This is a genomic window from Streptomyces coryli (genome assembly GCF_011044975.1).
Lineage (GTDB): Bacteria > Actinomycetota > Actinomycetes > Streptomycetales > Streptomycetaceae > Streptomyces > Streptomyces coryli.
In genome coordinates this window covers 1-16557 of sequence record NZ_JAAKZV010000185.1, presented here as the reverse complement: position 1 = coordinate 16557, position 16557 = coordinate 1, and the positions used below count along the sequence as shown (strand labels likewise).

15 protein-coding genes and 1 pseudogene are annotated in these 16557 nt (G+C 72.4%); 12 read left to right on the top strand and 4 right to left on the bottom strand.

Going from position 1 to position 16557, the window contains the following annotated elements:
* Window positions 1-246: 246 nt before the first annotated feature.
* Window positions 247-783, bottom strand: coding sequence for an HNH endonuclease (locus G5C51_RS30220; protein WP_165241852.1), 537 nt, complete (start codon window positions 781-783; stop codon window positions 247-249).
* 261 nt (window positions 784-1044) lie between these two features.
* On the opposite strand from G5C51_RS30220, the gene G5C51_RS30215 reads away from it, so the two are divergent.
* From G5C51_RS30215 to G5C51_RS30200, 4 genes are all read left to right on the top strand, one after another.
* Window positions 1045-2088 carry a mechanosensitive ion channel family protein gene (locus tag G5C51_RS30215; protein WP_206314491.1) on the top strand — a complete coding sequence of 348 codons (1044 nt, stop codon included), beginning with the start codon at window positions 1045-1047 and terminating at the stop codon, window positions 2086-2088.
* A gap of 85 nt (window positions 2089-2173) precedes the next feature.
* Entirely contained in the window at window positions 2174-2950 is a 777-nt protein-coding gene (locus G5C51_RS30210) for an SDR family oxidoreductase (protein WP_165241848.1), read from the top strand.
* A gap of 42 nt (window positions 2951-2992) precedes the next feature.
* Window positions 2993-3424, top strand: coding sequence for a nitroreductase family deazaflavin-dependent oxidoreductase (locus G5C51_RS30205; RefSeq protein ID WP_165241846.1), 432 nt, complete (start codon window positions 2993-2995; stop codon window positions 3422-3424).
* Between the two features lie 75 nt (window positions 3425-3499).
* Window positions 3500-4192: a DinB family protein gene (locus tag G5C51_RS30200; RefSeq protein ID WP_165241844.1), complete on the top strand. Its 693-nt coding sequence runs from the start codon at window positions 3500-3502 to the stop codon at window positions 4190-4192.
* Between the two features lie 27 nt (window positions 4193-4219).
* Here G5C51_RS30200 and G5C51_RS30195 read toward each other — a convergent pair whose 3' ends face one another.
* Together G5C51_RS30195 and G5C51_RS30190 are read right to left on the bottom strand one after the other, a co-directional pair.
* Entirely contained in the window at window positions 4220-4900 is a 681-nt protein-coding gene (locus G5C51_RS30195) for a class I SAM-dependent DNA methyltransferase (protein ID WP_206314490.1), read from the bottom strand.
* 10 nt (window positions 4901-4910) lie between these two features.
* The gene (locus tag G5C51_RS30190) at window positions 4911-6191 is read right to left on the bottom strand and encodes an MFS transporter (RefSeq protein WP_165241842.1); all 1281 of its coding nucleotides are present in this window, start codon (window positions 6189-6191) and stop codon (window positions 4911-4913) included.
* A gap of 123 nt (window positions 6192-6314) precedes the next feature.
* Between G5C51_RS30190 and G5C51_RS30185 the strand changes: the two genes are divergently transcribed.
* From G5C51_RS30185 to G5C51_RS30170, 4 genes are all read left to right on the top strand, one after another.
* Complete coding sequence (locus G5C51_RS30185) at window positions 6315-6689, top strand: helix-turn-helix domain-containing protein (RefSeq protein WP_165241840.1); 375 nt, start codon at window positions 6315-6317, stop codon at window positions 6687-6689.
* 212 nt (window positions 6690-6901) lie between these two features.
* Window positions 6902-8380, top strand: coding sequence for a hypothetical protein (locus tag G5C51_RS30180; protein ID WP_165241838.1), 1479 nt, complete (start codon window positions 6902-6904; stop codon window positions 8378-8380).
* Window positions 8380-9387: a glutamate ABC transporter substrate-binding protein gene (locus G5C51_RS30175; RefSeq protein ID WP_420824873.1), complete on the top strand. Its 1008-nt coding sequence runs from the start codon at window positions 8380-8382 to the stop codon at window positions 9385-9387. Before G5C51_RS30180 ends, G5C51_RS30175 begins: the two co-directional genes overlap by 1 nt.
* 57 nt (window positions 9388-9444) lie before the next feature.
* Complete coding sequence (locus G5C51_RS30170) at window positions 9445-10764, top strand: coiled-coil domain-containing protein (protein ID WP_206314489.1); 1320 nt, start codon at window positions 9445-9447, stop codon at window positions 10762-10764.
* Between the two features lie 45 nt (window positions 10765-10809).
* On the opposite strand, the gene G5C51_RS44350 is transcribed toward G5C51_RS30170, so the two are convergent.
* Window positions 10810-11133 (bottom strand): hypothetical protein, encoded by a 324-nt coding sequence (locus G5C51_RS44350; RefSeq protein WP_420824872.1) that lies wholly within the window; start codon window positions 11131-11133, stop codon window positions 10810-10812.
* Window positions 11134-11143: 10 nt separating this feature from the next.
* Between G5C51_RS44350 and G5C51_RS44135 the strand changes: the two genes are divergently transcribed.
* The 4 genes and pseudogenes from G5C51_RS44135 to G5C51_RS44400 form a co-directional block, all read left to right on the top strand.
* Window positions 11144-13363 (top strand): serine/threonine-protein kinase, encoded by a 2220-nt coding sequence (locus G5C51_RS44135; RefSeq protein WP_420824871.1) that lies wholly within the window; start codon window positions 11144-11146, stop codon window positions 13361-13363.
* A gap of 13 nt (window positions 13364-13376) precedes the next feature.
* Complete coding sequence (locus G5C51_RS30160; protein WP_165241834.1) at window positions 13377-14954, top strand: PP2C family protein-serine/threonine phosphatase; 1578 nt, start codon at window positions 13377-13379, stop codon at window positions 14952-14954.
* A gap of 60 nt (window positions 14955-15014) precedes the next feature.
* Entirely contained in the window at window positions 15015-16373 is a 1359-nt protein-coding gene (locus tag G5C51_RS30155) for a vWA domain-containing protein (RefSeq protein WP_165241832.1), read from the top strand.
* A 50-nt stretch (window positions 16374-16423) separates the two neighbouring features.
* Window positions 16424-16557 (top strand): annotated as a pseudogene (locus G5C51_RS44400) (FHA domain-containing protein); the annotation flags it as partial.

The window sequence follows — 16557 nt, the reverse complement described above, 5'->3', positions numbered from 1 at the left end:
GAGACAGGGGCGGGGCAGGGGAACGGGCTGCCGCTGCTGTTCCCGGCGCTGGCCCTGCTGGTGGTGCTGGCGGCGGTGGTGCTGGCGGCGGCCTCGACCATGCCGCTGCTGCGCCGCACGCTGCAGCCCGCGGAGCTGCGCTTCGAGTGAGTGCAGCCCGGGGCGTAAGACGGGCCCGGCCCACCGCGGGAGGGTGGGCCGGGCCCGTACGCATCGAAGACGCCTGAAGAACGCAAAGACCCGGATCTAGGCAGAGATGCCGTCGATCCGGGCCAAGGCCTCGTCCGCGCCGTATGGCTGCAGGTAAGGCAGCCAGCGCGGATCCCTATGACCCGTGCCGATGATCCGCCAGGCGAGGCCGGAGGGCGGCGCCGGCTGATGGCGCAGCCGCCAGCCGATCTCCGCGATGTGCCGGTCGGCCTTGACGTGGTTGCAGCGGCGGCAGGCGGCCACCACGTTGTCCCAGCGGTGCTGGCCGCCGCGGCTGCGCGGGATGACGTGGTCGACGCTGGTGGCGACGCCCCCGCAATACGCGCATCGGCCGCCGTCGCGGGCGAAGAGCGCACGGCGCGTGAGTGGAACGGGCCCCCGGTAGGGGACCCGCACGAAGCGTTTGAGTCGTACGACGCTGGGCGCCGCTATGACCCTTGTCTCGCTGTGCAGGTAGGCGCCCGAATCCTCGAGTGTGACGGCCTTGCCGTTCAGGACCAGGACGAGCGCGCGGCGGAGCGGTACGACGCCGAGCGGCTCGTACGACGCATTCAGGATCAGGACATGCGGCACGGGTGCCTCCTTTACGCCGGCGGCGCGTGGCTCGCGCCGGGACGATGTGGTCACAGTGTGTCCCGGCACCCGCGCATCGCGCCACCACGGCCAGGTAAACGGAGCACGCAACGTGACGCAGCTCGCACCCATGTGACCCCCACCAAACGCATGATCCCCCGCTCTGCGACCGGTTACGCCTCACGGCTTGGCTACTGTGGTGGGACGCCCGGGGCCCGTTCGGCCCGGGTTTCGCCGTAGGGAAGGTCCAGCCTCGTGTTCTTGTCAGCCAGCGATCCCACCGATACGGGCAAGAAGCTCGACGCCGCCGAGCAGAAGGCGAGCGGGGTCGCCGACTGGTTCGGCGCGAACTGGGAGAGCTGGCTGAACAACGGCCTGAAGATCATCCTCATCATCGTGATCGCGGTGGTGCTGCGGTCCGTGGTGCGGCGGCTGCTCACCCGCTTCATACAGCGCATGAACCGCACCGCCGAGGCGATGGACGACACCGCGCTGGGCGGCCTGCTGGTCAACAACGAGCGGCGGCGGCAGCGCACCGAGGCGATCGGGTCCGTGCTGCGCAGCGTCGCCACCTTCGTGATCATGGGGACGGCGGCGCTGATGGTGCTCGGCGCCTTCGGCATCAGCCTGGCGCCGCTGCTGGCCTCGGCCGGCGTCGCGGGCGTCGCGCTCGGCTTCGGCGCGCGCAATCTGGTCACGGACTTCCTCTCCGGCGTGTTCATGATCCTCGAGGACCAGTACGGGGTCGGCGACGAGATCGACGCCGGCGTCGCCACCGGCACGGTCGTCGAGGTCGGCCTGCGGGTGACGAAGCTGCGCGGCCCGAACGGCGCCATCTGGTACATCCGCAACGGCGAGGTCAAGCGCATCGGCAACCTCAGCCAGGGCTGGTCGACGGCGGCCGTCTCCGTACGCCTCGGCTACGAGGAGGACCTCGAGCGGGCGCAGGAGATCATCGAGACGGTCGGCCAGGACCTGGCCAAGGCGTCCCCGTGGGACGAGCAGCTGTGGGGCCCGGTGGAGGTGCTGGGCCTGGACGAGGTGCTGCTCGACTCCGTGGTGGTGCAGGTGTCCGCGAAGACGATGCCGGGCAAGTCGCTGGGCATCGAGCGCGAGCTGCGGTGGCGGATCAAGAAGGCGCTGGACGCGGCGGGCATCCGGATCCTCGGCGGGGCGCTGGAGCCCGCGGTGACGGACGAGGACGACCCCTCCGCGGCGATCGCGGCGCCGTCCGCGCTGGCCAACCCCGCGTCCCCGCAGGGTGTCGCGGCTTCGCCGCTGGCGCCGCCGGCGCCGCGAAAGTAGGCCTGAAGCCTTCCCGAAGGGAATCCGAAGCGGCCTCGCGCATCTTCATGGTCAAGCAGTCACCACCGACCAGGGAGTGCGCACCATGAGCGGGAAGTTCGCAGGCAAGAAGGCCGTCGTCACCGGCGGCACGCACGGCATGGGTCTGGCCATCGTCCAGGCGCTCCTCGACGAGGGCGCCGAGGTCGTGCTCACCGGCCGCAACGAGTCCAGCAACGAGGCGGCGCGCGCCGAGCTGAAGGGCCGGGCCGCCCATGTCGTACGGTCCGACGCCGCCGACGCGGCCGACATCGCGGCGCTCGCCGAGGTCGCCAGGGAGCGGCTCGGCCGGGTCGACCACCTCTTCGTCAACCACGGCTACGCGGAGCTCGGCGCGCTCCAGGACGTCACCGAGGAGCACTGGGACCGGCACTTCGCGGTCAATACCAAGGGCGCCTTCTTCACCGTCCAGGCGCTGGAGCCGCTGATCCCGGACGGCGGGTCCATCGTCTTCACCACCGTCGCCAATGACGCCCCCTTCGCCGGCCTGAGCGCCTATTCGGCGTCCAAGGAGGCGGTACGGGCCTTCGCCCACGTCCTCGCGGCCGAACTGGTGCCCCGGCGGATCCGGGTGAACGCGGTCGCGCCCGGCTTCATCAAGACGCCCACGATGGGCGTGCCCGGGCTGAGCGACGAGGAGCGCCGGGAGTTCGAGCGGGAGGGCGATCTCATCACCCCGCTGGGGCGGCACGGCACGGCCGAGGAGATCGCGACGGCCGCGCTCTTCCTGGCCGGGGACGCCACGTTCACCACCAATGTCGAGCTCGCCGTGGACGGCGGTCTCGCGCAGGGACTGCCGGCGGCCGCGCCGTCGGCGGCCTGAGCGGGAATCCGAGCGGGAATCTGAGCGGACAGGAGACGAATCATGCAGGTCACCGACAGCCCCGACCCCTCGGTCGCCGAACACGTGCGGCGCTATCTCGCCACCGACGGCGCCAGCGGACACCTGGAGGGCGGCGTCACCAACCTCGTCCTCACCCACCGTGGCCGCAAGACCGGGCAGCTCCGCCGCACCGGCCTCTTCTACGGCGAGGACGACGGCCGCTACATCCTCGTCGGCTCCGGTTCGGCGATCACCCACACCCACCCGCAGTGGTACCTCAACCTGGTCGCCGAGCCGGAGGTCCAGGTCCAGATCCGCGCGGACCGCTTCACCGCCCGCGCCCGCACCGCCGAGGGCGAGGAGCGGGAGCGGTTGTGGCGGCTGATGACGGAGCTGGCGCCGGTGTACCGGACGTACGAGGCGCGGAGCAATCGCGTCATTCCGGTGGTGGTGCTGGAGCGGGCGCCGCAGTAGCCCCGCGGGCCGACGGCACCGGGCGTACGGAAATCCGTTCGCCGGGTGCCGCGGCGGCCGTTACGCTCCCGGCTCATGCGAACCGACCGGCTGGGAATTCTGCTCGACCAGTTCGACAAGGCCCGGGAGCAGGCGGAGGTGCGGCTGACCGGGCTCGGGGACGAGGAGTATCTCTGGGAGCCGGTGGCCGGCTGCTGGTCGCTGCGGCGCCGGGCCGAGGTGCGGACGCCGCGGGCGTTCGGTCCCGGCGAGTGGGTGATGGACCTGGGTGCGGCGGACATTCCGGCGAGCGAGTACTCGCAGGTGGCCGAGGAGGCCGCGAGTGGTCTGACCGTCGAGGAGATCGCCGGGCTGTGGAGCGTGACCCCGGCGCGGGTCGAGGAGGTCCTCGCCTTCACCGGCGTGCCGGAGCCCGACGAGACGCCGGTCACGACGATCGCGTGGCGGCTCGCGCACCTGCACTACCAGTTCGCGGGCGCCTGGGAGTGGACCTTCGGCGACCACAAGCAGGACCCGAAGCTGATGGTGGACTTCAGCCCGTCCGCCGCGGTCACGCTGGAGCGCTTCTGGCCGACGGTCGACCGCTGGCGGGAGAGCGTCGGCCAGGTCACGGACGAACAGCTCGACACGGTCGGCTTCTCGCAATACCCGTACGGCTCCGACCCCGAGGAGCCGTTCATCTCGGCACTGTGGGGCAACAACTACGAGTTGATCCACCACATGGCCGAGATCGCCCTCCTCCGCGACCTCTACCGGGCCCGCGGCTAGCTCTCCTCCGCGTCTACCGGCCTGCCGCTAGCCCTCCTTACGCGCGATCAGGAACGCCTGCGACGTCCGCTCCGGGAACGGCCCTTCCGTGTCCCGCTCCTTGAGCACCCGCGCCCGCACCGGCAGCCCCGCCTCGGCCAGCAGCCCGGCCACCGCCTCCGGCTGTCGCCGGTGGAAGTCCAGCTCGACCTCGTGGCCGAGGGCCTCGCTCAGCCGCAGCGGCTCGTCCCCCACCTGGAACGCGAGCACCGCATGCCCGCCCGGCCGCAGCACCCGGGCGAACTCGGCGAAGGCGGTGGGCAGTTCCGCGTCGGGGACGTGGATGGTCGAATACCACGCCACGAGCCCCGCCAGCTCCCCGTCCCGTATCCCGGCCCCGCCGTCCGCGCCCAGCCGCAGCATCGAGCCCTCCCGGAACCGGAGCTCCGGGTGCTCCTGCCGCGCGACCGCCAGCATTCCCGGCGAGAGATCCACGCCGAATATGTCGAGCCCGAGTCCGGCCAGATGCTCCGTGATCCGCCCGGTCCCGCAGCCCACATCCGCGACCACCCCGCCGCCCGCGGCCCGTACGAGATCCGCGAAGGCGGCGAGCGCCGCGCGCTCCAGCGGCTTCGCGACCAGCTCGCCGCGGGCGAAGTCGACGTACTCACCGGCGATGGCGTCGTACGAGGCGCGGGTGGTGCTCACGAAATCGGGTTCAGCGATCATGCGGGTGACCCTACGAGGCGGCACTGACATTCCGCCGCCGCCCGGTCGCGGCCACCGCTCCCGCGGTCGCCAGCACCGCCACCGCCACTCCGAAGGCGGTCGTCCCCGCCGTCAGTCCCACCGCGTCACTGAGATACCCGGCCGCCACCGGCAGCACCCCGGCGAGGAAGTAACCGCCCGCCGTCAGCGCCGCGTTCGCCTCCGCCAGCCGAGCCGACGGCACCTCGGAAGCCAGCGTCGAAAGACCGCCCAGCTGCGAGGCGCCCTGCCCGAGACCGGACAGCACGGCCGCCGCCAGCAGCAGCGCTACGGACGTCACCGCCACCGCCGCGATCAGCGCCGCCATCCCGGCCACCGTCAGCACCGCCCCCAGCCGGAACAGCACCCGCACCCGCAGCCCGCGCACCGCGAACTGAATCCCCGTGGCCGCCGCGAAGAGCACAAAGATGGTGCCACCCGCCACCGCCCGGTTGTCCGTGTGCAGCAGCTCCGCGAGCAGCGAGGGCCCGAGACTCAGCACAAATCCCGTAGCCGCGATGGCCGGAGCGAAGACAGCGAGGCTGAGCAGCAGCGCCCGGCGATGCTCCGGCGGCACGGAGGGAAGCCGCAGTACCCGCCCCGCGGCAGCGGCACGATCGGCGGTACCGGTACCACCCGCCGGCGCACCCCCACCGGCCGTACGGCCGGATCGCAGCGGCATCCGCAGCACCACCGGCAACGCCACCAGCAACAGCCCCACCTGCAGCACGAACACCGCCACCGTCGGATACGGCAGCACCTCCGACAGCACCCCGGCCAGCAGCGGCCCGAGCGCCGCACCACCCACCATCGACGCCGACGCGACCAGCCCGCCCAGCTTCTTCTCCCCCACCGGCGCCAGATCCGCCACCGCCGCCATCCCGGCCGCGAGGAAGGCCCCGACCGAGATCCCGCTGAGCACCCGCGCCAGCCCCAGCACCGCCACCGAGTCCGCGACCGCGAAGAGCGCCGATGCCACCACCCCGAGCGCGAGCCCGGGCAGCAGCACAGGCCGCCGCCCGTACCGGTCGGCCAGCGAACCGGCGACGGTCAGCGTGAGCAGCAGCCCGGCGATGTACCCGGCGTAGATCAGCGTCAGCGTGGCCGCGGAGAAGCCGAGCCGCTCCTGCCACAGCACGTACAGCGGCGCGGGCTCGTTGGACAGCGCCAGCGCGGCGACGACGGGCCAGGCGGCGAGCCACATCCAGCGGCGGGAGGGCGGCTCCGGCGCCACGGCGGCGACGTCTCGTTCCGTACGGACAGTGGTGGACATGCGGCGCCCCCAGGGCAGGATCGTTCCGTCCCTAGTACGAGAAAACTCGCACTAGCAGTACGAGAGAATTCGTACAGCATCCCGTAGTACGATTCAAGTCGTACTAGGAGGGAGAGCCGCCCGATGCCGACGAAGACGCCGACCGCGGAATTCCGCAGCTTCACCGAGACCCCCGACCTGCCCGAGCCCCTCCCCGAGCCCGCCCGCGACGAGCTCCGCCTGGAGACGGTGATGGCCGCCCTCAGCGACCCGCTGCGGCTGCACGTCGTGCGCAAGCTGCTGCTGGAGGCCGAGCGCATCGACCACCCCTGCGGCTGGTTCGGCATCGACCGCCCCAAGTCGTCCCTTACGCACCACTTCCGCACGCTCCGCGACGCGGGACTGATCCGCCAGCGCCAATTCGGCCTGACCCGCGGCAATCAGCTGCGCGTGGACGACATCGAGGCCCGCTTCCCGGGGCTGTTGGCCCTGGTCGCGCAGTGGAAGCCGGCTCCCTGAGCGATACGGAACCGATCACGGGCCACACGCGTGATGGAGAGGAAGGAACCGCGCGGACGCCGTCCGGACGACCTGCCCTGAAGCTGTTCGGTCGCAATCCGAACAAGATCCCGGCAATGCCTGTGCCACCGGTACCCGGGGCAGCCATACTGCTTCCGGTGCACCAACTCGCCCCCGCGGGGCGAACAGCAAGTGACCCAGGGGGAGGTCTCGTGTCATATCCGCCGTCCGCCGGCAGTGCGGCGCCGCCGGATCGTTCGACCGTGGCCGGCTACGCGGCCATCGGCCAGCAGCCGCCGCAGGGAGCACATGGCCTGCCCGGACAGACGCCGCAGCCGCCCGGGCACCAGCCCGCGCGCCGCAGCGCGTTCGCCGAGGGCCTCGACCGGGTGCGGGCGTCCGCCGGCACCGAGCCGGGGCGCCTCAGGATCATCGGTGCCGTACTGGCCGCGCTGGTCGTCGCGTTCGCAGCGATCACCGCCTGGCAGGTCGCCGACCGCGCCTCCGCGGCAGACTCCGTCGTCGAGCGCAGCCAGCCGCTGAGCCGCGACGCCGCGTCCATCTACCGCTCCCTCGCCGACGCCGACACGACGGCGGCGGCCGGCTTCCTCTCCGGCGGCCAGTGGCCGGCCGAGGTCACCGAGCGGTACGAACAGGACATCGACCGGGCCTCCAAGCTGCTGGTGAAGGCCGCGGCCAACACCGACGATTCGTCGGCCGCCCAGAAGCAGCTCACCATCATCAGCGACACCCTCGCCGACTACACGGGCCTGGTCGAGCAGGCCCGGGCGAACAACCGCCAGGGCCTCCCGCTCGGCGGCGCCTATCTCCGGTACGCCAACAAGCAGATGTCCGAGAAACTGCTCCCGGCGGCCGAGAAGCTCTACGAGACCGAGACCGAGCAGCTCGACGAGGACTACAACGCCGCGAAGAGCTGGCCGTTCCTCGCGCTCGGCGCCGGCATCATCGCGCTCGGCGCGCTGGGCTGGGCGCAGCGCCGCAACTACCGCCGTACCAACCGGGTCTTCAATCAGGGCCTGATCATCGCCACCGCCGCGACCACGGTGGTGCTGCTGTGGCTGGCCGCGGGGCACACCTTCGCGCGCAGCGGTCTGACCGAGTCGGACGAGCACGGCGCCCAGTCGCTGCAGGTGCTCAACGAGGCCCGGATCGGCTCGCTGCAGGCCCGCGCGAACGAGGCGCTCACCTCCGTCTCCCGCGGCGCCGTCCTGGACGAGAAGGGCAACGACGCGTACGAGAAGCGCTACCAGAAGGGCATGAGCGAGCTCGTGGGCAAGGGCGGGAAGGACGCCGCGCCCGGCAGCCAGCTCCACGAGGCGATGCGGCTCGCCGACGACGGTGCGGGGCAGACCCCGGTGGACAAGGCGGGCGACTGGACCCGCGAGTGGCAGAAGCGGCACGCGACAGCTCGCGCCGCCGACGACGACGGCAACTACAACAGCGCGGTTGAAAAGACCATCGGCAAGGAGAATTCGACCGGCGAGACCTTCGACAAGGTCGACTCCTTCCTGGCGAAGGCGCTCGCGCACGAGCAGGCGGAGTTCAGCGCGGCGGCAGAGGACGGCCGTGGCGCTTTCACCGGCCTGCAGTGGGGCGCGATAGTGCTCGGCCTGCTCGGCGCCCTCGGCGCCCTGCTGGGCATCGGGCGCCGGCTGTCGGAGTACCGGTGATGGGGGGCGTGGAACTGATGACACCGAAGGACAAGCGGCCAAGGAAGCGGGTGCGTGGCTGGGGCGGTGTCGCCGGGATGGCGGTCGCCGTCGCGGCCACCGCGGCCCTGCTGCCCGCCGCGCTGCACCAGGCCCCCGACGAGGGCAAGCGCCGGGCTCCGCAGACCACCCACGCGGCCCCTGCCGCGGCCACCGAGGAGTGCAAGGACGGCCAGGCCGCGGAGGCCAGCCTGAAGCCGGACGGAGGCGCGAAGGGCGATGCGGTACGCCGGATCCAGGACCGCGGCCAGCTGATCGCCGGCGTCGACCAGAACAGCTACCGCTGGGGTTACCGCGCCACCGACGGAGGGCTGCAGGGCTTCGACATCGACCTCGCACGCGCGATCGCCAAGCAGATCCTGGGCGACGAGACCAAAGTGGTCTTCCGCGCGATCCCCACCAACCAGCGCATTCCGGCGCTGCAGCAGGAAAAGGTGGACATCGTCGTCCGTACGATGACGATCAACTGCGACCGGCTGGAGGACGTCGACTTCTCCTCCGAGTACTTCCGCGGCGGCCAGCAGGTGATGGCGCCCAAGGGCTCGGGCATCAAGGGCATGGACGACCTCGACGGGAAGACCGTCTGCACCGCCGCCGGGTCCACCGGCGAAGAGGCGCTGAACAAAGAGGTCAAGGGCGCCAAGGTGCTGACGGTCGACAACCAGCTCGACTGCCTGGTCCGGGTGCAGGTCGGCGAGGCCGACGCGGTGGTCACCGACAACGCCCTCGCCGCCGGCCAGGCCGCGCAGGACCCGTCGATGAGCCTGGAAGGCGACCGGTTCACCGACGAGCCGTACGGTGTGGCAGTGAAGAAGGGCAGCGACGACCTCGTCAAGCGGATCAACAAGGTCCTCGCCGACTACCGCAAGGGCGGCGACAACAGCGACTGGATGAAGGCGTACCGCAAGTGGCTCGCGGCCGACCTCCCGGGCATCAAGGCCCCGCCGGAGCCCAAGTACCGGGACTGACAAGGTGCGTCGCAAAGCGGGCAGGACGAGTAAGAGCAAGAAGCTGAGAGGGGCGTAATGGGGGCTTCGGACCCGGCGGCTGCCGGACCCGTGATGGGCCGGGAGGAGGTGGACCGCGCGCTGGCCAGGCTCGGCGCCGAACACGAGGCCATCGAGACGTCGCTGCTCGCCCTGCAGGACCACGCGGGCCGCCGGCTGCTGGAGGGCGCCGAGCTCACCGGGGTCACCAAGGAGCGCTGGGCCGCGGCCGAGCAGCACATCGCGCTGCTCTGGGCGTATTTCGACGCGTATACGGACGCTCTGACCGCCGCTCGCGAGATCCGCGCCCGCCGCCGCTCCCCGGGCTCCGGCGAGCTCGCCGAGCTCACCGACCTGCTGCGCGGCGACGGCATCACCATCGCCGCGGGCGCCGCCTCGGCGGCGAACCCGGACGCGCCCGCGACCCTGACCGCGGGCCCCGCGAAGCTCTCCGAGCGGCTCAGCCTGGAAGAGCTCGTGGACCGGATGAACTCCCGGTACGCCGAGACCCTCGACGTGATCGCGGCCGCCGACTCGGTGTGGTCGGCGCTGCCCGCCCGTATCGACCTGCTCGGCGCCGAGCTGCAGCGCACCCGGCAGCTGGCGCACTCGGTGGGCGTACGGCCCCGGGAGCACCCGGCGGGCGACGACCTGGAGCGGATCACCGGCGAGCTCGCCGACCTGCGGGCCGAGGTGATCCGCGACCCGCTCGCCTTCTGGTCGCGGGGCTCGGCGAGTTCGGCCCCCGGCGGCGGGCGGCCCGACACCGCGCGTTACGACGCCGCGGCCCGGGCCCTCGAAGACGTACGCCGGGAGATCGAGGCCGTGCTGCACGTCCGGCAGGACGCCGAGCAGCGGCTGATCGAGGTGCGCGACGTCCTGTCCCGCGCCGACCGGACCCTCGCCGAGGCGCGGCAGGCGCGCGGCGAGGTGCTGGCGAAAATACTGGCCTCCGACGTGCCTGCGGTCTCCGGGCCGCCCACGGCGCTGCAGGAGCAGCTGGCCAACGCGGCGGAGTACCGCAGGAGCGCGCAGTGGCACCGCCTCTCCCCGCTGCTCGAGTCGCTGGAGCAGCGGGCCGGGGACGAACTGACCCGCGCCCGCGAGGAGTTGTCGGCGGTCACCGCCCCGCTGGCGGTACGGGCGGAGCTGCGCGGCCGGCTGGACGCGTACAAGGCGAAGGTGGCCCGGCACGGCCTGGCCGAGGACCCGCTGCTGCACGAACGGTACGAGAAGGCGCGGCGGATGCTGTGGTCGGCGCCGTGCGATCTGGTGGCGGCGGAGCATGCGGTGCTGCGCTATCAGCAGGCCGCGCTGGAGAGTCTTAACGGGCCGGTGGACAAGCCCAGGGGGATGTGACGTGAGCGAAGACAAGAAGTGCCAGCGGCCGGGCTGCGAAGGGCACTACGAGGACGTCGGCGGCGGCGAGCTGTACTGCGACACGTGCGGGCTCGCCCCCGTGGTGTCGCCCGACGCGCTGATCGGCTCGTCGCCGACCGGGGTGACCGGGCACGGCAAACGGGGCTCGTCGAGCAGCTCGAGCTCGTCCTCGCGCTCCAGTTCCTCCTCGCGCTCCTCGCGCAGCTCCCGGTCCTCGCGCCGGTCGGTCTCCGGCCGGCTGTCGCGCTCGCTCACCGGCGCGGCGTCCAGCCGCTCGGTGTCGGTGCGCTCCTCCCGTACGACCACGGCGTCGTCCGGGCGCGGCAAGCTCGGCGCCGGGCTGGTCACGGTGCCGGAGGTGCCGCGGCCCGATCCGCGGGACGCGGTGCTGGAGAACCCCGAGGTGCCGGAGCGCAAGCGGTACTGCTCGAAGGGCGACTGCGGGGCGCCGGTGGGCCGTTCGCGGGCCGGGCGGCCGGGCCGGACTGAAGGTTTCTGCACCAAGTGCGGCCAGCCGTACTCCTTCGTGCCGAAGCTGCAGGCGGGCGACGTCGTGCACGGCCAGTACGAGGTGGCCGGCTGCCTCGCGCACGGCGGCCTCGGCTGGATCTACCTCGCCGTGGACCGGGCCGTGTCCGACCGCTGGGTGGTCCTCAAGGGCCTGCTCGATACGGGAGATGAGGACGCCCTCGCGGCCGCCGTGTCCGAGCGCCGCTTCCTGGCGGAGATCGAGCACTCCAACATCGTCCGCATCTACAACTTCGTCGAGCACCTCGACCAGCGGACCGGCTCCCTCGACGGCTACATCGTCATGGAGTACGTCGGCGGCAAGTCGATGAAGGAGATCGCCAACGAGCGCCGCTCCCCCGACGGCAAGCGCGACCCGCTGCCGGTGGAGGTGGCCTGCGCGTACGCCCTGGAGGCCCTGGACGCCCTGGGCCATCTGCACAGCCGCAATCTGCTCTACTGCGACTTCAAGGTCGACAACGCCATCCAGCAGGCCGACCAGCTCAAGCTCATCGACATGGGCGCGGTCCGGCGGATGGACGACGACGAGTCCGCGATCTACGGCACGGTGGGCTACCAGGCCCCCGAGGTCGCCGAGCTGGGCCCGTCGATCGCCTCCGATCTGTACACGGTGGCGCGCACCCTCGCGGTCCTGACCTTCGACTTCCAGGGCTACACGAACGTCTTCGTGGACAGCCTCCCGGACCCCGACTCGATCGACGTCTTCAGCCGCTACGAGTCCTTCTACCGCTTCCTGGTCCGGGCCACCGACCCCGACCCGGCGCGCCGCTTCGCCTCCGCCGAGGAGATGTCGGAGCAGCTCACCGGCGTGCTGCGGGAGGTCGTGGCGCTGCAGACCGGGCGGCCGCGGCCGACGCTGTCGACGCTCTTCGGGGCCGAGCTGCGGGTGGTCGACAACCAGCTGTTCGCGGAGGAGGCCGAGGCCAGTTCGCGGCTCGGCGCGCGTCCGTTCAGCAAGGCGGAGCTGGCGGCCCGAGGCTCCAACGGCGCGGCGCTGCCGCCCGGTTCGGTACCGAATCAGCTGACCGGCGGCGCGCCGCAGGGCGCGCTGCCCTCCGGGCCCGGCGGCACCCAGCCGGCGCTGGCGTCCCGGATCGCCGCCACCCGGCCGCTCGACGCGCGGGCCGCGGCGCTCGCGCTGCCGGTGCCGCGGGTCAGCCCCTCCGACCCCAACGCGGGCTTCCTCGCGGGCCTGATGGCCTCGGCCCCGGCGGAGCTCAGCGCCGCGCTGGCGAACGCGCCCACCGAGTCCATCGAGGTGCAGCTGCGCCGGGTACGGGCCCAGTTGGAGCTCGGCGAGCTGCAGGCGGCCGGGCAGGCGCTGACCGAGCTGGATCTGCAGCACCCCGACGACTGGCGGATCGTCTGGTACCGCGGCCTGCTCGCGCTCATCACCGGCGACCAGCAGACCGCCGCGCTGTCCTTCGACGCGGTCTACGACGCCTTCCCCGGCGAGCCGGCGCCGAAGCTGGCGCTCGCGATCTGCGCCGAGGTGCTGAACCAGCTGGACAACGCCGCCGAGTACTACCGCCTGGTGTGGTCCACCGACCAGTCCTATGTCTCCGCCGCCTTCGGGCTCGCCCGGGTGCGGCTGGCGTCGGCGGACCGCTCGGGAGCGGTGCGGGCGCTGGAGTCGATTCCCGAGTCGTCGATCCACTACACCGCGGCCCGGGTCGCGGCCGTACGGGCCCGGCTGCGCGAGCGCGCCCCGCAGGAGGCGCTGCTCGCCGATCTGGAGGCGTCGGCGGCGCAGGTCGAGCGGCTGCTCGACTTCGGCCTCGACGCGCTGCACCGCGAGAAGCTGTCCACGGAAGTGCTCGGCTCCGCGCTCGACTGGGTCATCTCGGGGCGCGCGGGGGCCGCTCCGCCAGGACCGCACGGCGCGCCTGCGCCGCGGCACGCACTCCTCGGGAGCAGCCTGGACGAGGAGGGCCTGCGGCTCGGCCTGGAACGCTCGTACCGCATGCTGGCACGACTGGCGCAGCGGGGCGAGGAGAGGATCGAACTGGTCGAGCGGGCCAACCGCTTCCGTCCCCGGACCTGGGTCTGAGAGGTAACTACTGATGGCGCAGACCCCCCGGCTGCCCGAACTGTCGGCGTGCCCCACCTGTGCGGAGCCGCTGGAGCCCGGCGACCTCTTCTGCGGCGGCTGCGGCCGCGACCTGACGGTCGCCGAGCAGCCCGCCGAGCCGACGCCCGCCGCGGCGAGCGGCGCCAATGGCGCGGCGGCGGCCGATCCCGGGCTGCCGCCCGGGTGGTTCCGCGATGAGGCCGAGGGGCCCGAGGGCCGTACCGCCGGGGCGCCCGACGCCGTCGGCGGCGAGGCCGACCCCCGTGCTGGTGAGGCCACCCCGCCGCTCGCGTCGCCCCCGCCGCCGGCGCAGCCGCCGGTGCGGTTCGACGAGCGCGCCCCGGGCGCTGCGGCGGCGACGCCCACGGTGCCCGATCACCCCGAGACCCTCGCCGACTTCACCCTCGGCGACCCGGAGTCGGACGGCTTCCACCTCGCCGCCCCCGAGTCCGACCCCGATCACTACCGGCTCGCGGAGCCGCTCGGGTCCGAGACCCGCGCCGACGAATTCGAGACCGAAGGGCCGGCCCAGCCGCCGCAGGGCGGTGACCCGCGGGCCGCGGCGGCGCAGAGCGGCGACCCCCGCGCCGCGCTCGGCACCCCGGATCCCGCCGCCGCGGAGGCCAAGACCGTCGAGGTCAAGCACTGCGTCGCCTGCCGCACCGGCACCATCGACGCCGACGGCTACTGCGAGAACTGCGGCCACGCGCAGCCGCGCGAGCGCGACCACGTGGAGCGCGAGCTCGGCGGCGCCGACGCTCCCGCCGTGGCCGCCGTCAGCGACCGCGGCCTGCGCCACCACCGCAACGAGGACGCCTTCGCGCTGTCCACCGCCGACCTCCCGGACGGTGGCTCCGCCGTCATCGCGGTCGTCTGCGACGGCGTCTCCTCCGCGTCCCGCCCGGACGAGGCCTCGGAGGCCGCCAGCATCGCCGCGCGGAAGTCGCTCGGCGCGAGCCTGCCGCTGGGCATGCACCCCCAACAGGCCATGCACGAGGGCCTGGTAGCCGCCGCGCACGCCGTCTCCGCCCTCGCCGCCGACACCGGCGGCATCGCCGGCGCCCATCAGAACGCCCCGGCCTGCACCATCGTCAGCGGCGTCATCGCGAACGGCATCCTCACCGTCGGCTGGATCGGCGACTCCCGCGCGTACTGGATCCCGGACGACCGCACCGCCCCCGCCGCGCGGCTCACCGAGGACGACTCCTGGGCCGCGCAGATGGTGGCGGCGAACCTGATGAGCGAGGCGGACGCGTACGCCGACGCCCGCGCGCACGCGATCACCGGCTGGCTGGGCGCCGACGCGCATGAAATCGACCCGCACACCGCGTCGTTCAAGCCGGAGGGCCCCGGCGTCGTGCTGGTCTGCACCGACGGCCTGTGGAATTACGCCGAGGCCGCCGCCGACATGGCCGCCGCCGTGCCCGCCGACGCCCGCACCAGGCCGCTGCATTCGGCGCAGGTGCTCGTCGGTCACGCCCTTGACGGAGGGGGCCACGACAACGTAACGGTCGCTGTGCTGCCGTTCCCCTCAGCCGACGTCCGGGCAAGGATTCCAGACATGGCTTAAGGCCCGACCGAGTCAGCATGTCTACAAAGTTCCATTGAGCAACTTCGGGGAGCGGAACAGATGGCCAACTTCTCCAAGTCCAACGCGCCTGAGTTCTCGGTGGAGGTCTACCAGAACGAGTACCTCCCCGAGGGCGGCCGCGAGGTGAACGCGATCGTCACCGTCACCTCCACCGGCGGCGGCACGACCGGCGGCATTCCGCTGCCGGCGGCCGACCCGGCCCGCGCGGCGTTCTCCGCGGCCGGCTCCGATGCCGCCGTCGTGATCATGGTGGACTGCTCCGGCTCCATGGACTACCCGCCGACCAAGATGCGCAACGCCCGCGACGCGACGGCGGCCGCCATCGACACCATCAAGGACGGGGTGTCGTTCGCGGTGGTCGGCGGCACCCACATCGCCAAGGAGGTCTTCCCCGGCGGCGGCCGACTCTCGGTGGCCGGACCCCAGACCCGTACCCAGGCGAAGGAAGCGCTGCGCAAGCTGAGCGCGGGCGGCGGCACCGCGATCGGCACCTGGCTGAAGCTGGCCGACAAGCTCCTGGCGACGGCGGATGTGTCGATACGGCACGGCATCCTGCTCACCGACGGCCGCAACGAGCACGAGTCCCCCGAGGACCTCCGCGACACCCTCAACGCCTGCGCCGGGCGCTTCACTTGCGACGCGCGGGGCGTGGGCACCGACTGGGAGGTCAAGGAGGTCACCGGCATCGCCTCGGCGCTGCTCGGGACGGCGGACATCGTCGCGGACCCGACCGGCCTGGCCGCGGACTTCACGCAGATGATGGAGAACGCGATGGGCAAAGAGATCGCGGACGTCGCGCTGCGCCTCTGGACCCCGCAGGGCTCGGAGATCAAGTTCGTCAAGCAGGTGGCGCCGACGGTGGAGGAGCTCACCTCCCGGCGTACGGAGGCGGGCCCCCGGGCCGGCGACTACCCGACGGGCTCGTGGGGCGACGAGTCCCGCGACTATCACGTATGCGTCGAGGTCCCGTCGGCCGGCGTCGGCCAGGAGATGCTGGCGGCCCGGGTCTCGCTGATCCTCCCGCAGCCCGACGGCGGCACCCCGGTGACGCTGTCGCAGGGCCTGATCCGGGCCGTGTGGACGGACGACATGGCGGCGTCGACCCGGATCAACCCGCAGGTCGCCCACTACACCGGGCAGGCCGAGCTGGCGCAGGTGATCCAAGCAGGCCTTGACGACCGCAAATCGGGCGATGTGGACGGGGCTACGGCCAAGCTCGGCCGCGCCGTACAGTTGGCAAGCGCGTCGGGCAACGAGGACACCGCGAAGCTGCTGTCGAAGGTCGTGGATGTTGTCGACGCGGCCAGCGGTACTGTTCGATTGAAGGCTAAGGTCGCTGAGGCGGACGAGATGACGCTGGAGACGCGTTCCACCAAGACGGTGCGCGTGAAGAAGTAGGCGGCACGGCAGTGCCGCGGTTGCAGCAAGAGGAGTGAGGGGGAGCACGGATGGCCACCTGCCCGAATGGGCACCAGTCGGCGGCCGATGACTGGTGCGAGGTATGCGGTATCCGCATGGCACCACCTGGCTCAGCAGCCCCGGCGGCCGCGGGTGCGCCAGGCGGCCCCTCGGTCCCCCCGCC